We start from the raw sequence: 14162 nt of genomic DNA, 5'->3' as shown, positions 1-14162 counted from the left end.
ATATGGTGCCCGACGCAACGGACGGGGTTTTTTGTGAGCGCGCTTCTTACTCGGGTCAAGACAGGTATTGCCGGACTGGACAGGATTCTGGACGGAGGCTTGGTCGATGGAGCGTCCTACATCGTCCAAGGCCAGCCAGGCGCAGGCAAGACGGTGCTCGCCAACCAGATCGCTTTCTCCGGCATGGAGGCGGGCCGCAAGGTACTTTACATCACACTGTTGGCTGAAACCCACGACAGACTGTTTTCGTCGCTCGGCACTTTCGATTTCTTCGATCGCTCGCGGTTGGGCCGTGACATCACCTATTTGAGCGTGTTCCAGACCCTTCGCGATGAAGGCTTGTCCGCAGTCGTGAAGCTGATCCGAGAGGAGACTCGCCGCAATCAATCCACGTTGCTTGTATTCGATGGCCTTCTTAGCGCGCGCGACAGAGTGCATTCGGATCTCGACGTCAAGACATTCGTAGCAGAGGTTCAAAGCCAGGCGGCGTTCGTCGGGTGTACGGTTTTGTTTCTGACGAGCTCGAGAGTGTCAGACGATAGCCCCGAGCACACCATGGTCGATGGGGTTATCGAGCTCCATGAAGAGCTTGCAGGCGTGAGATCGGTGCGAAGGGTGCAGGTTCGAAAGTCGCGCGGCACGGCAGCCATTGGTGGGCTTCACCAGTTTGAGATTACGGCAAATGGCGTCACCGTCTATCCAAGGATAGAGGCTGTTTGTGGCTCGGTCGAAGACAAAACTGCGGAAGTCGCCTCGATCCACTCCGGCGTGCAAAACCTCGATGAAATGATCGGCGGTGGAATTCCCGTTGCGTCGTTCACCTTGCTGTTCGGGCCGACGGGAAGCGGCAAGACGTCATTCGGTTTGAATTTCCTTGCGCAAGCGAGTGCGCAAGAGCGCTCGCTACACTTCGGATTTTACGAGACGCAAGCCCGGTTGCTGGCGAAATCGAGGGTACTCGGCAACACTCTTGACGCAGCATATGCAGCCGGTCATGTTGACTTTGCATGCCACCCCCTGACTGAAAACCTCCTGGACAAACTCGGTCATTCCCTGCTGCGGAAGGTCAAGGAAGGCAACATCAAGAGACTGTTTATCGATGGCCTGGGCGGGTTCGAGCGCGCAGCGATCCATCGGCCTCGGCTGGTGGAATATTTCACAGCGTTGGCTAACGAGCTGCGTGCCGCTGGCACGACCACTGTAGCGACGTGGGAGATGCAGAGCATATTCGGGCCAAATGTTGCAGTACCGGGCCCAGAAATATCGGGAATCGTTGATAATCTCATCATGCTGCGGCACATCGAGCTGGAATCAACCCTGAAGCGCGCTATCTCCGTGCTCAAAGTGCGAGACGCGGATTTCGACCCGCGGATCCATGAGATGAAATTCGGGAACCGTGGGCTCGAAGTTGCGTTACCGCTCAGGCCGGTTGCGGGAGCTGCGACAGGCATCGCTCAGCCCCTGGAGCAGTGATCGGCCATGGTGAGATTGCATCGAGATGTCCAAAGATGGCGATGATTGTAATCGCCGAGGATGAGTTTCTGATCGCTGATATGCTTGCCATGTATCTGGAAGATGCCGGGCACGAAGCGATCGTACATCGCAATGGCGACGCAGCGCTCCAATACATTCAGGGTAATCCCGTGGACCTCTTGATAACCGATTTCATGATGCCAAAAATGACGGGGCTGGAGCTGGCAACAGCCGTCCGAGCCATACCGGCGAAGAGCGATCTTCCGATCATACTGGTCAGCGGTGCGCAGACGTCCATCGGTCGTGCTCACCCGGCGCTATTCGACGTCGTTCTCGACAAGCCATATTCCCTGGAAAAGCTGCTGAGTATTGCAGAGGACCTGATGCGCGAGGGCCGACCGGGTTAAAGTCAGCGGACTTAACACTTCCGATAGTAAGGCGCACCAGAGCGTAGCTCAACTTAGCGCCGCGCTACCGATGCTTTGAGCTTCCAAAAGGCCAATCCACACAATCCTGCTCACCAGGCTACACGTCACGGCTTTCGCTTCTAGGCCCCAAACTACCGAATAACTCAATTATCCGCGCTTCTAAGGATTGAATAGCCCCTAGATTTGTAGATGCCTTCTTTCCTAATTTTGAGGCAGGAAGAACATCATGAGCAAATCGAATTTCAGCGAAGATTTTAAGCGCGACGCTGTGCGTCAGATCACGGAACGAGGCTATCCGGTTGCGGAGGTTTCTCAGCGCCTCGGCGTTAGCCAGCATTCCCTTTATGAGTGGAAGAAGAAGTTTGCTGCCTCGAACGCCAAAGGCAACGACGAGGCCGAGGAGATCAGGCGACTGAAGAAGGAACTGGCTCGCGTCACCGAGGAGCGAGACATCTTAAAAAAAGCGGCCGCGTATTTCGCCAGGGATGCAAAGTGAAGTACGCGTTCATTGCCCTGCATCGCTTGCAGTTTTCGGTGCGGACGATGTGCCGTCTCCTGCGGGTTCAGCCGAGTGGATTTTACGCTTGGCTGAAGAACCCGCTGAGCAGGCGAGCCAACGAGGACAAGCGACAGACCGATCTGCTCCTGAAGGCATGGGAAGAGAGCGGCAAGGTCTACGGGTATCGCAAGCTGCACGACGACCTTCTCGATCAGGGCGAGATGTGCTGCCCGAACCGGTTCGCGCGTCTGACGCGTCTCGCCGGGATCAAGGCGCAGATCGGCTACAAACGCCGTCCCGGCGTCTATGGCGGCAGGCCTGCCGTCGCTATCGAGAACACGCTCGACCGGCAATTCGACGTCTCGGCTCCGGACAAGGCCTGGGTCACGGACATCACCTACATCCGAACCTGCGAGGGCTTCGCTTACCTTGCGGTTGTCATCGACCTCTATTCCCGTCGGGTTATCGGCTGGGCGATGCAGAGCCGACAGACAACGGACGTCGTATTGCAGGCTTTGCTCATGGCGGTGTGGAGGCGAAAGCCGAAGGACAAGGTGCTGGTTCATTCGGATCAAGGCTCGCAGTTCACCAGCATGGACTGGGCCTCGTTCCTCAAGCACCACAATCTGGTTCACTCGATGAGCGGACGCGGCAACTGCCATGAAAATGCGGTGGCCGAGAGCTTCTTCAATCTTCTGAAGCGGGAGAGGATACGTCGCAGGGTCTATCGTTCACGCGATGAACCTCGCCAGGATGTGTTCGACTACATCGAGATGTTCTACAACCCGAAACGCAAGCACGTCAGAAACGGAATGCTGTCGCCCGTCGAGTTCGAGACGCGGCAGAAAATCTAACCCGAGGGTGTCTACGAAACTCGGGGCTATTCAACCCTAACCGCTCGGACCCGGGCCGCCTCACTCAGAGTCATCAGGATTTTCGGGATATTTTTGTCGCTGATGAAAGCGTAAGACTTCCCGCACCAGCCCCGCGGAAATCGGTTTTGCAATAAAACTGACGTTGCTCGGTAAATCATCCGGTCCGGGACGGCACGCTCCAGAAGCGACGATAACCTGAATATGGGGCCATCGCTCTTCAACTTGACGAGCAAGGTCAAGGCCATTGAGTCGCCCAGGCATCTGAACATCTGTGAACAGAAGCTGTAGACTCGAATGGCGCTCGAGGAATGCTAAAGCCTCATCGGCCGACGATGCTTCAAGTACCGCATAACCTTCATCGCTGATCATGTCGGACGTATCCATCAAAATCAGGGGCTCATCGTCAACAACAAGGGCGATAGGCGGACGCAACTTCACGAATCCGGAGTTTTCCATGGTTGGGAAGCAACTCGGAGGCCGTTGGTTCCCGCTGATCGAAAATTCACCTCGATTTCACCTCACCTCGTTCCCGACATTCGCAATCGCTCATTTCCATGGTTGACGGCGAACAGTTTGCGTTATTCCGTTGGTTGCGCCATAGACTGTATGATCAAGAGCAACTCCTTGCGTTGCAGGCTCAGCTCACAAGTTCACGAGGTTGGAAACGCATGGCACTGGTGAAAACTTCTCAGTTGGGAGCAAAGGCAAATTCACCGAAGGCCGACCCGAAGGGAGCTGTGGCAGAGCCAAATACCAAACTGATCAGCCGACGATCGCAGGATCGTTCCCGCGTTCGACAGCAACAGGCGGCCGAGCGTATTGGTGCTGCGACAGAACAGCTCGCGACCGGCGTGGCGGAAGCGGCAGCGGCAGCGGAAGAGTTGCGCCGGGCGCTGGAGCAGATCGCCAGTGGCGCCGAAGAAGCGGCAGGTGCGGCGCATCAGTCTCTGTCCGCCACTACCCATCTTGCGGCACGGTTTTCCGACGCTCGGACGCAGGCCGAAGCCGCGCGGCAGCGCACGGAAGAAGCTCAGACCTCGATATTTGAATCTGCCGCTCAGATCGATGCTTCCATTTCCGCGATCGACGCTAATGCTTCACGGCAGATCGCGTCTGTTGCGGTCATCGACAGGCTGCAGGCCCAGGCGGAAAGTATCGGGACGACGACCACCGCGGTGGCTGATATCGCGGACCGGACTAATCTTCTGGCGCTCAATGCCGCGATTGAGGCAGCGCGGGCCGGAGATGAAGGGCGAGGGTTCGCGGTGGTTGCGGACGAGGTGCGATCGCTGGCGGAGATTGCGGAGCGAAGCTCTCGCGATGTCAATCGACATGCTGAGACAATAGTCGATGGCATTCGCCGCATTGCCGACGGTATCAAGTCCGCGGCTTCCAAGGCGCAGGAACAGACGCTGACGGGCCGCAGGGTCGCCGCCGAACTGCAAGACATCCGCTCTGGCCTTTCAGCCCTTTCGCAAAATAGCCAGATGATCCTTATTGCTGCCGTCGAGGCGGAAGGAGCCACGCGGGAGGCGCAGAAGGGTGCCGAAGCTGTGGCGGCCGCGGCCGAAGAGCAGTCGGCCGCTGCGGCAGAAGCACAGCGTGCGGTCCAGCAACAAAGCGCAGCCCTTGAAGAGAGCCAGCAGACAGCACGGTCGCTGGCAACGCTTGCCGACGACCTGATGACCGAAGGCAGTCGGGCGTCACGAACCGAGGAACTGAGTTCGGCTGCAGAGGAGCTGTCCGCAACGGTTCAGGAGCTTTCCGGGGCGGCAGGCGAAATTCTGATCGCGATCGAGCAGATCAGCCGTGGGGCCGAAGCACAGGCGGCTGCCACGCAGCAGGCCAATGCGGCCATGACTCAGATCGAAAAGAGCGCTTCCCAGACGCAGGAGAGCGCCGAGCAGGCGAGCCAGCGGGCCGAGGAGATCAAGACGTTCCTTGCCAGAAACAAGGCAGGTTTGAGCGGTATTGCAGTCGGCGCTTCCGACGCGCTGAGCGAAACGCGCAATGCCTTGAAGGAACTGAATTCGCTCGGCGAGATCGGTTTTCAGATCGAGCGCACCGTGGACCGGATCGTACTCGTCGCAGTGCAGACCAGCATGCTGGCGGTTAGCGGTTCGGTGGAGGCGTCAAGGGCTGGCGAGGCAGGGCGCGGATTTGCGATCGTCTCGACGGATATCCGCAAACTCGCCCAGGATGCCGCCGAGAACATCGATGGCATCAAGGATATCGTGCGGCAGATCCAGGTGCAGATTGCTGCCGTGGAGCGGGAACTCGAAATGATCGGCGTCGCCTCCGAGGCCGAGATCGCCAAGAACAAGCAGATCGTCGACCGACTGGTCGCGGCGGAAGCCAATGTGGACCTGACGGTGCGCGGCAACGCATCGATCCTCGATGCGACGCAGGCGATCCTGGTCGCCGCCAAGCAGGTTCAGGCCGGAACGCAACAGATTGCCTCTGTGGCGCAGGAGGCGAGCGCCGCCTCCGGGCAGGCCGCAACCGCGGCGAGGCAGCAATCCCGCGGGGCGGAAGATCTGGCGGCGGCGGTCGAGGAAATCGCATCGCTGGCGGACGAACTCCAGATGTCCGGAAACTGACGCCATGGTAGGGTCATCCTCCCCGGCGGATGTCGATCGGCGGCTGGTATTTCGGGTCGGAGAGCAGAGCCACGAGATCGATGCGCGCCTTGTGTTGGAGGTCGTGAAGGTGCCGCATATCACCCGGGTGCCGCATGGGCCCGAGGCGCTAGCCGGCATTGCCAATCTTCGCGGCAAGCCGGTTCCGGTCCTGTCGATGGGCAAGGTTTTGAACGGCAGCCATAGTGCGCGCCGGGACGGCAAGATCATCGTTTACGACCACGGTGGCGCCGTGGGTCTTCTCGTCGATGACGTGCTGCGGCTTTCGGCCGATGCAACGGCCGCACCGCCTCAGGATCTGAATGGCCTGCTGGATGCCGCGTTCAAGGTGACGAGGCGCGCGCCGTCTGAACGGACCGCCCATGGCGACCGTGGTAAAGAGGTGGAGGTGAGCGCTCAACTCATCGCCTTGCTATCGTTTCGCGTCGCCGGGCAGCTCTATGGCCTGCCGCTCGACGATATCCGCGAGGTCGCGACGCTAACCGGCGATATCGCGGTCATTCCGAATGCCGCGTCGGCAGTGGTCGGGCTCATTCCGATGCGCAACAGTGTTCTGCCCGTGGTGTCGCTGGCATCGCTTCTCGGCCTCGAAGGCGCGCATTCGGCGGGCGAGGGCTCCCGCATCATTGTCGTTGAGCACGGGGGTGATCTTGTGGGTGTGGTCGTGGATGGCATGGATGTCATTCGCCGTCTTCCCGAGGATGCCATCGATACGGTCCCAGTCGTTTTGCAGCGCGGGCGCGGCGATGCGCAGATCGAGGCGATCGGCCGGATTGCCGATGGCGGACTGCTGATCTCCATCCTGTCGCCGGAAAAACTGTTCGGCCACCATGCCGTCACCCAGGCGATCGGCCAGAATACAGGAGCCAAACCGATGGGAACGACGCGTGAGAGGCAGGACACGTTCGAACAGTTCCTGATCTTCCAGCTCGGCGACGAAAATTACGGCCTGCCGATCGGATCGGTCGGCGAGGTCGTCAGGGTTCCGAACGAGATCACCCGCATGCCCGGCGCGCCGGCCTTCGTGATGGGCGTCATCAATCTGCGCGGCAAGGCCATTCCGCTGATCGACCAGCGCACCCGTTTCGACACGCCGGCCCAGGCGCAGACGGCCAAGGCGCGCGCCATCATCGTGACGCTCGGCACGTTGCAGGCCGGTTTCGTGGTGGATGGCGTATCGGAAGTAAAGGCCGTTTCCTCGGCCGCATTGTCGGCGGCGCCTGAATTCTCCTCCGATCGGACGGACGTCTTCGATCGCATCGCCCATATCGAAACCGACGGCAGGATGATCCTGCTCATCGATCCGCAGGAGCTTCTGAGCCGGGCGGAACGAGATATCGTGGCGGCGATCGCTGACGACAAGACGGCGGTGGCCGGTCCGTGATCCGTCTTCTCATTGTCGAGGATTCCGCGCTGATGCGGAAACTGCTTGGCCAGATCTTCACTGCCGAAGGGGATTTCGGGATCGCATTCGCCCGCGACGGCGCTGAAGCCCTGAAGGTCATTTCGAGCTTCCAGCCCGACGTGGTGACCCTCGATATCCATATGCCGCTGATGGATGGGCTCGCCTGTCTCGATCGCATCATGCTGGAACATCCGTGCCCGGTGGTGATGGTATCGTCGCTGACGGAGGAGGGCGCGGAGGAGACCTTGGCGGCGCTGGAGATCGGCGCGGTCGATTTCATCGCCAAGCCCGGCGGCGCGATTTCGCTATCGATCGATGAACTTGCCCCGCGTCTCGTCGAAAAGGTTCGGATGGCCGCGACGGTACGGATCCGGCGCAGCCGGCGGCTTGCCGAGCGCGTTCGGCTGACGCAGGTTATTCCATCGCAATCGACAATTCCGTCTCGCGGCCGTGGTCTCACCTCTCAACAACGGGGTCGGGATTCAAGCCGATCCGGCCTCGTGCTGATCGGCACATCGACCGGCGGCCCGCCGGCACTCGATGCTGTGCTTGCCCAATTACCCGCCGGCTTCGGCTGGCCGGTGGTCGTGGCGCAGCACATGCCGGCCTCGTTTACCGGCCCCTTGGCCCGGCGGCTGGACAAGATCTGCGCCTTGACCGTCAGCGAGGTCAGTCAGCAGACGAAGCTGGAGCCGGGCAATATCTATATCGCCAAGGGGGATGCGGATATCGTCATCTCCTCGCGTGCCGGGTCGCTGGTGGCAATGGCGGCTCCGAGCGACCAGGCCTATCGGTGGCATCCGAGCGTCGACCGGATGGTACGCTCGGCGATGAAACATGTGCCGGCAACCGATCTCGTCGGAATCCTGATGACCGGCATGGGAAATGACGGGGCCGCCGCCATGGCCGATCTACACGCCGCCGGTGGCTACACGATTGCCGAATCCGAGGAGACGTCGGTCGTCTGGGGCATGCCGGGAGAGCTGGTGCGCCTCAATGGCGCGAGCGAGATCAGACGCGTCGAAGACATAGGGTCCGCACTGCTGGATCGGGTCTGCTGATGGTGATCCCTCCGGCCAATTCGGGAAATTTTGGTGCCGACCCGCTTTCGGGCGCCGATCTCGAGGAAATCTGCGCCATCATCTACCAGCGCAGCGGCATGGTGTTCGGAGAGACCAAGCGTTATTATATCGAGCGCCGCGTCACCGACCTGATCAGCCAGCGTAAGGCCCAGTCGGCCAGGAACTACATTTCCATCCTGCGCGGCGACCTGCGCGAGACCGAGTTGCTGATCAATAGCTTCACCGTCAACGAAACCTACTTCTATCGCGAGCAGCACCAGCTTGCCTGCCTCAGCAATTCCATCCTGCCAGATGTGATCAAAGCGAAAGGGCCGGGCGATCGTATACGCATCTGGTCCATGCCCTGTTCAAGCGGCGAGGAGCCCTATTCGATCGCCATCTGGCTGCTCGAGAACTGGCCGCTGGTGGATGCCTATAATATCGAGATCACCGGTTCGGATATCGACACCGCCATCCTGCGGCAGGCGGTGGACGGCTATTACGGGCAGCGGTCGCTTTCGAAGATCCCGAAAGATATCCTTGACCGGTATTTCGAACCCGAAAAGGATCAGCAACGTCGGCTGATCGGCGATTTGCGGGAATCCGTCACCTTTGCCAAGGGCAATATCGTCGATCGGCCAAGCCTTGCGGCACTCGGGCGTTTCGATGTGATATTCTGCCGAAACCTGCTGATCTATTTCGATGAGGCGGCGCGCGAAATCGCCGCGCGCAATATTCATGAACTACTTTATCCCCGCGGCTATATCTGCCTCGGCCATACGGAATCCATGTCGCGCATTTCGGAGACCTTTGAGCCGGTCCGCTTTCCCGACGCCATCGTCTATCGAGAGGCGGGAGACAAATGAATGGATGAATTGATCGCCCAATTCGCCATCGAGGCGCGAGAACTGGTCCAGCAAGCTTCGGAAGATCTGCTGTCGCTGGAGGCCGATCCACAGAAACGCAAAAGGCTGGAAAGCGCCTTTCGGGCGATCCATACGCTGAAGGGCTCGGTCGGCCTTTTCGATTTCGGCCCGATGCTCAAAATATTGCATCAGGCCGAGGATCTGCTGTCGCAGGCGCGCGCCGGCAAGATTGTCGTGGACGCAACGCTGATCGATCCGCTTCTTGCGGTGATTGAATGGGTCGATAGCAGTATCGAAGGCATTTCCGAGACCGGTCGTCTGTCTGAAGCGCAGGAAAAGCAGGCTCCGAGGCTTCTGAGGCTGGTGAACGGCGAAATGACCGAGCGCGACGCCGGGGAGACTGCCCTTGCGCCCACGGCAATTCCGGATTGGGCGCTGTCCCTACAACAACAGGTTCCCCTAGCGGATGCGGCAGCAACCGTGATCGCCATCCGTTACGAGCCGCATCCCGAATGTTTCTTCAACGGTGACGATCCGCTGGCGACGATATCGCGGCTTTCGGACCTCAGGCATCTGGCCCTTTCGCTCAGGGAGCCGCTGCCGGCGCCGCAGGATTACGATCCGTTCCGTTGCAATCTGCTGATCGAGGCCGTTTCGGGCGGTTCGCTGGCCGAAGCGGAAGGCGTGTTCCGGTTGATCCCCGATCAGGTCAAGCTTTTCACCTTGCCCGGAGGACCTCTTGAGCAGACGTCCGCTCAGCCGGATGTATCGGCAGACCGCCCCACGGATCGTCAGTCGACAACCATGCGGGTCGATTCCGCGCGCATCGACAAGCTGGTGGAGATCGCCGGCGAGCTGATCACCGCCAAGAACGGCCTCGTGCCGCTGGCGGATGAAGCGCGCAGCCATGGCAATGGCCAGCTCGCGAGACGCATCCTCGCCAACCACCACGAGATCGAGCGTCTGGTCGCCTCGCTCTATAGCGCCGTCACCCAGGCGCGGATGATCCCGCTCGAACACACATTCCGCCGTTTTCCGCGGCTGGTGCGGGAAACATCGGCAAGGCTCGGCAAAGCGCTCGACCTGATCATCGAGGGCGAGTCTGTCGAAGCCGACAGGGAAATCATCGAGAACCTGTTCGAACCCTTGCTGCATCTCATTCGAAACGGTCTCGACCACGGCATCGAGCCGGAAGCCGACCGGCTGCAGCAGTCCAAGCCCGCGCGGGGTCGCCTCCTGTTGCGCGCCCGGCAGCGTGGCGACCAGATCGAGATCGAAGTGGCCGACGATGGCCGCGGCATGGATCCGCAGCGGGTCCGGGCGACAGCGATCGATCGCGGCCTGATATCCAAGGGCCAGGCATCAGCTCTCTCCGACCGGGACATTCTGCAATTCGTCTTCGCGCCCGGCTTTTCCACCACATCCTCTGTCTCCGACCTGTCCGGCCGTGGGGTAGGGCTTGATGCCGTCCAGAGCTCCCTCAAAGGGCTTGGTGGGACGCTCGAGCTGCAAAGCACCGTCGGAATGGGCACGTCCTTCGTCCTGAAGCTGCCGGTCAGCTTTTCGATGACGCAATTGATGGTCGTTCAGGTCGGCGACGAGCGTTATGGCATCCCCATTTCGGATGTCATCGAGACACAAAAGCTGCCGGCGAGCGCCGTTCAATCCGTCCGGGCGGGGAAGGCCTTCGTGCTGCGCAACCGGACAATACCCCTGCTGCATCTCGGCGAACTCCTGCAGATGCAATCGTCGAGCGCGCATTCCAGCGATTTCAAGGTGCTGATCGTGCAGGCCGGGGGAGACCAGATCGGCGTCGCCGTCGATTCAATTGCCGAGCGCGCCGAGACATTGACCCGGCCGCTGGCCGGGCTGCTGCAGGGCGTGCCCGGGATTGCAGGGACGACGCTGCTCGGGGATGGAAAGGTCTTGCTTGTGCTGAACATGGAGGAGCTGGTGCAATGACGATGAGCTTTAGTGATGGCGTCGTCGTCCTCTCTGGAAAATGCGGTATCGACGAAGCGGAGGCACTCGTCAGCTATCTCAGCAGTCATCCGGAGGCCGTTGTTGATGTGGCGGCAGCGACTGAAATTCACACAGCGCTATGGCAAACGCTCATGGTATTTATGCCAACGGTCTCGGGTTTTCCCGTATCACCTTCAGCGGCCGCCGACCTATTGCCTTGCCTGCTTGATTTTTTGAAGCAAGGCTCGAAAGCCACGGCGGCAAACTTGCGGAGCTAGGCGCGGCCTCGTACAGATAGGTATCTCTGGCTTACAAAGCCTGCGAAATGATGGAGCATCGAATGGCAGTCACTGTCCTCATGGTGGACGACAGCAAATTAGCCCGGATCGTGGCTGGCAAGGCGATTGCGGCATTGCAGCCTGACTGGACACGCGTTGAGGCAGGAAACGCCGCCGATGCCCTGGAAATTGTAGGCTCTCGGCATATTGATGTCGCAGTACTGGACTTCAATATGCCGGACAAGGATGGTCTTGAGTTGGCAAAAGAACTTCGCGCTTTGCATCCGAACATGCCGATTGCCGTCATCACAGCAAACGTTCAGGACGAAATCATTGCCGCTGTCCGGGCGTTGAACGGCACCTTCGTAGCCAAGCCAGTTACCGAAGAGGCTCTAAGCGGCTTCATTTTCGGTGCAGCGCTCCGGCTTAGGACCGCCGGTCTATGAGCGATGCTACACTAACGCTCGACGATCTTGAACGTGATGCACTGACCGAGCTCGTTAACATCGGCGTCAGCCGTGCGGCGGCAAGTTTGCGTAAAATGGTCAACAAGCAGGTCATCCTGTCTGTTCCGTCTGTCGAGATTGTCACTCGGAAATCTGCAGCCTCTCTGATTGGTCAACGGGAAAACGAAGGTCTCATCGCCGTCCACCAACAATTCGAAGGCCCTTTTTCCGGCCGCGCGCTTCTCATCTTTCCTGAAAGCAACGGGCTCTCCCTCGTTCGTGCCATTGTCGGCGACGAGATGGGCGAAGCCGACCTTGCCGATATGGAAGAAGAAGCACTTGCGGAGACCGGCAACGTCATCCTGAATGGTTGTCTTGGCTCGATGGCGAACATGCTGCAGCATACGCTGAAGATGTCGTTACCCGGCGTTCGCCGGGGAAACAGTACCATTTTGTTCGATGTCCTTGACAACACCAGCGACCAAAGCTTCGTGTTGTTTCTCTACATCAACTTTTCCGTCCAGGACCGACAAATTCGCGGGTACATCGCGATGCTGATGGACCTTCCGTCTCTGGAGAAGCTTAAGAAACTTATCGCGGATTTCATCGATCGGGTAATGGCGTGAACGGGGAAATCGTTGTCGATCATCAAAAAACCTGGCGGTAGCGGCCAGTCCGAGCTTGAGCGCATGCGAGATGATATCGTCGTCGCGCGCCGGCAACTGGAACTCGCTCTCGATGTCGCCGGAGCGCCGTGTGCCTGGGAATGGGATATTCGACGCGACCGGCTGGTGGCTGATGCTCGGTTCGCGGCAATCACGAGGCAGGATGCTGTCGCACTTACAGACGGTACATCGACAAACTGCTTCTTCAACTCGATCCATCCTGATGACCTGAAGCGGGTAAAGCTTGCCGTTGCAGGGATCATGGCGGGCTCTGAGATTTTCTCCAAAGACTACAGGCTGTTGAAAGACGATGGCGGGTACAGGTGGGTCCACGCCAATGGCCGCGCGATATTCGATGAGGATGGCAACCCGACGATGTTCGTCGGTAATCTGGTCGACGTTACGGAACAAAAGCGGATCACCGAGGAGCTTCGTGTTGCTCAGACTGCTGGAGGTATCGGCACGTTCGAGCACAGGGTGGGATGGGCGACGATCACCGTCTCAGAACAATTCTGCCGTTTGTTCGGGCTTCACCCCGCTCGGGTGATTCCGGTTGCCACCTTGAATGAACTCATTCATCCCGACGATAGAAGGATAATCGATCTTAGCTTTCCCGATGACCACCAGGACGTCAGCAGCCGTGAATTTCGAATAAGACGCGCCGATAACAATCAGGAGCGATGGTTAACGCGTCGCGGCGAATACGTCGATGACGTTGATTCTGCAGGCCAGCGCTACGTCGGGGTCGTGTACGACGTCACCGACGCCAGGCAGGTGCGCGACAAATTGCAACAAGCCAACGACGAGCTAGCCGGAATAGCGCACGAACGGGAGCAGTTCATTGCTGTGCTCGGCCACGACCTGCGGAACCCGCTCGCGTCCATGTCGGCCGGTTTGCGGGTGATTTCAAAAGACGCGACCGACCAGCGTACGACACGGGTCTTGCGCCTTATGGGCGGAAGCGTACAGCGCATGAGCAGCCTGATAGACGATCTGCTGGATCTCGCTCGCGGGCGTCTTGGAGACGGTATTTCCCTCAATATAACGAAGGGTGGTCGCGTCGAACCGCTCCTCGCAAGAATCGTCAACGAAATACTGGTCGCGCATCCTGAGCGGCTTATCGCAACTGACTTTGATGTGCATCGGCCTGTTAATGTGGACCACGCTAGGTTGGAGCAAATGGTTTCCAATCTCCTCGGGAATGCCATCACGCATGGCGCAAGCGATAAGCCCATCACGCTTTCCGCCAAGACGGAAGGCGATCTGTTCGAGCTCGAAATACGCAACGGCGGCACGAGGATCCCGGAGGCCATCATGAAGCGGCTGTTTCAGCCATTTTCTCGCGGAGAAGAAAACTCGCGCAAGCAAGGGCTCGGGCTCGGGCTTTATATCGCGAGCGAAATTGCAAAGGCGCATGGTGGAACCCTCAACGCAACGTCCGACGACGCGTCGACATCCTTTATCTTCCGAATGCCTTTAGACTGCCAATGAAATCCGACGATCTCGGACGATCCGGCCGCAATTGTACAACCTTTTTGATTTCATGCTCTTGAGGAATGCCGGGA

The 14162-nt window shown here is 59.2% G+C and carries 13 protein-coding genes; 12 read left to right on the top strand and 1 reads right to left on the bottom strand.

Translation table 11 applies throughout. From position 1 onward, the window contains the following. The first annotated feature begins 33 nt into the window (after positions 1–33). The 3 genes from MUU55_RS26995 (at position 34) to MUU55_RS26985 (ending at position 3254) form a co-directional block, all read left to right on the top strand. On the top strand, positions 34–1473 hold the full coding sequence (locus MUU55_RS26995) for a DUF7125 family protein (protein WP_244763867.1): 1440 nt from the start codon (positions 34–36) through the stop codon (positions 1471–1473). A 35-nt stretch (positions 1474–1508) separates the two neighbouring features. Next, positions 1509–1880 (top strand): response regulator, encoded by a 372-nt coding sequence (locus tag MUU55_RS26990; RefSeq protein ID WP_244763866.1) that lies wholly within the window; start codon positions 1509–1511, stop codon positions 1878–1880. 247 nt (positions 1881–2127) lie between these two features. Continuing rightward, positions 2128–3254 (top strand): IS3 family transposase gene (locus MUU55_RS26985; RefSeq protein ID WP_244763865.1). Its coding sequence is split into 2 segments (ribosomal slippage): positions 2128–2353 and positions 2353–3254, totalling 1128 coding nucleotides; the frame shifts between segments, so codons are not numbered across the junction. A gap of 60 nt (positions 3255–3314) precedes the next feature. Here the strand turns inward: MUU55_RS26985 and MUU55_RS26980 are convergent. Further along, complete coding sequence (locus tag MUU55_RS26980; RefSeq protein ID WP_280519141.1) at positions 3315–3731, bottom strand: response regulator; 417 nt, start codon at positions 3729–3731, stop codon at positions 3315–3317. Positions 3732–3943: 212 nt separating this feature from the next. On the opposite strand from MUU55_RS26980, the gene MUU55_RS26975 reads away from it, so the two are divergent. The 9 genes from MUU55_RS26975 (at position 3944) to MUU55_RS26935 (ending at position 14088) form a co-directional block, all read left to right on the top strand. Then, positions 3944–5875: a methyl-accepting chemotaxis protein gene (locus MUU55_RS26975; protein ID WP_244763863.1), complete on the top strand. Its 1932-nt coding sequence runs from the start codon at positions 3944–3946 to the stop codon at positions 5873–5875. Positions 5876–5879: 4 nt separating this feature from the next. Then, positions 5880–7298, top strand: coding sequence for a chemotaxis protein CheW (locus tag MUU55_RS26970; protein ID WP_244763862.1), 1419 nt, complete (start codon positions 5880–5882; stop codon positions 7296–7298). Further along, a complete protein-coding gene (gene cheB, locus MUU55_RS26965; protein WP_244763861.1) occupies positions 7295–8380 on the top strand; it encodes a chemotaxis-specific protein-glutamate methyltransferase CheB in 1086 nt (361 codons plus the stop codon). Before MUU55_RS26970 ends, cheB begins: the two co-directional genes overlap by 4 nt. Beyond that, complete coding sequence (locus tag MUU55_RS26960) at positions 8380–9246, top strand: CheR family methyltransferase (RefSeq protein WP_244763860.1); 867 nt, start codon at positions 8380–8382, stop codon at positions 9244–9246. The genes cheB and MUU55_RS26960 overlap by 1 nt, the downstream gene beginning before the upstream one ends. Next, positions 9247–11208, top strand: a complete 1962-nt coding sequence (locus tag MUU55_RS26955; RefSeq protein WP_244763859.1) for a chemotaxis protein CheA — start codon at positions 9247–9249, stop codon at positions 11206–11208. It begins immediately after the preceding gene. Beyond that, on the top strand, positions 11205–11486 hold the full coding sequence (locus MUU55_RS26950) for a hypothetical protein (protein WP_244763858.1): 282 nt from the start codon (positions 11205–11207) through the stop codon (positions 11484–11486). The genes MUU55_RS26955 and MUU55_RS26950 overlap by 4 nt, the downstream gene beginning before the upstream one ends. A 62-nt stretch (positions 11487–11548) precedes the next feature. Then, positions 11549–11932 (top strand): response regulator, encoded by a 384-nt coding sequence (locus tag MUU55_RS26945; protein WP_244763857.1) that lies wholly within the window; start codon positions 11549–11551, stop codon positions 11930–11932. Continuing rightward, positions 11929–12558 (top strand): chemotaxis protein CheC, encoded by a 630-nt coding sequence (locus MUU55_RS26940; protein WP_244763856.1) that lies wholly within the window; start codon positions 11929–11931, stop codon positions 12556–12558. The genes MUU55_RS26945 and MUU55_RS26940 overlap by 4 nt, the downstream gene beginning before the upstream one ends. Before the next feature lie 12 nt (positions 12559–12570). Next, the gene (locus MUU55_RS26935) at positions 12571–14088 is read left to right on the top strand and encodes a sensor histidine kinase (protein ID WP_244763855.1); all 1518 of its coding nucleotides are present in this window, start codon (positions 12571–12573) and stop codon (positions 14086–14088) included. Positions 14089–14162: the final 74 nt, after the last annotated feature.

Source organism: Shinella curvata, from assembly GCF_022899935.1.
Lineage (GTDB): Bacteria > Pseudomonadota > Alphaproteobacteria > Rhizobiales > Rhizobiaceae > Shinella > Shinella curvata.
This window is presented reverse-complemented; position numbering and strand designations above follow the sequence as displayed.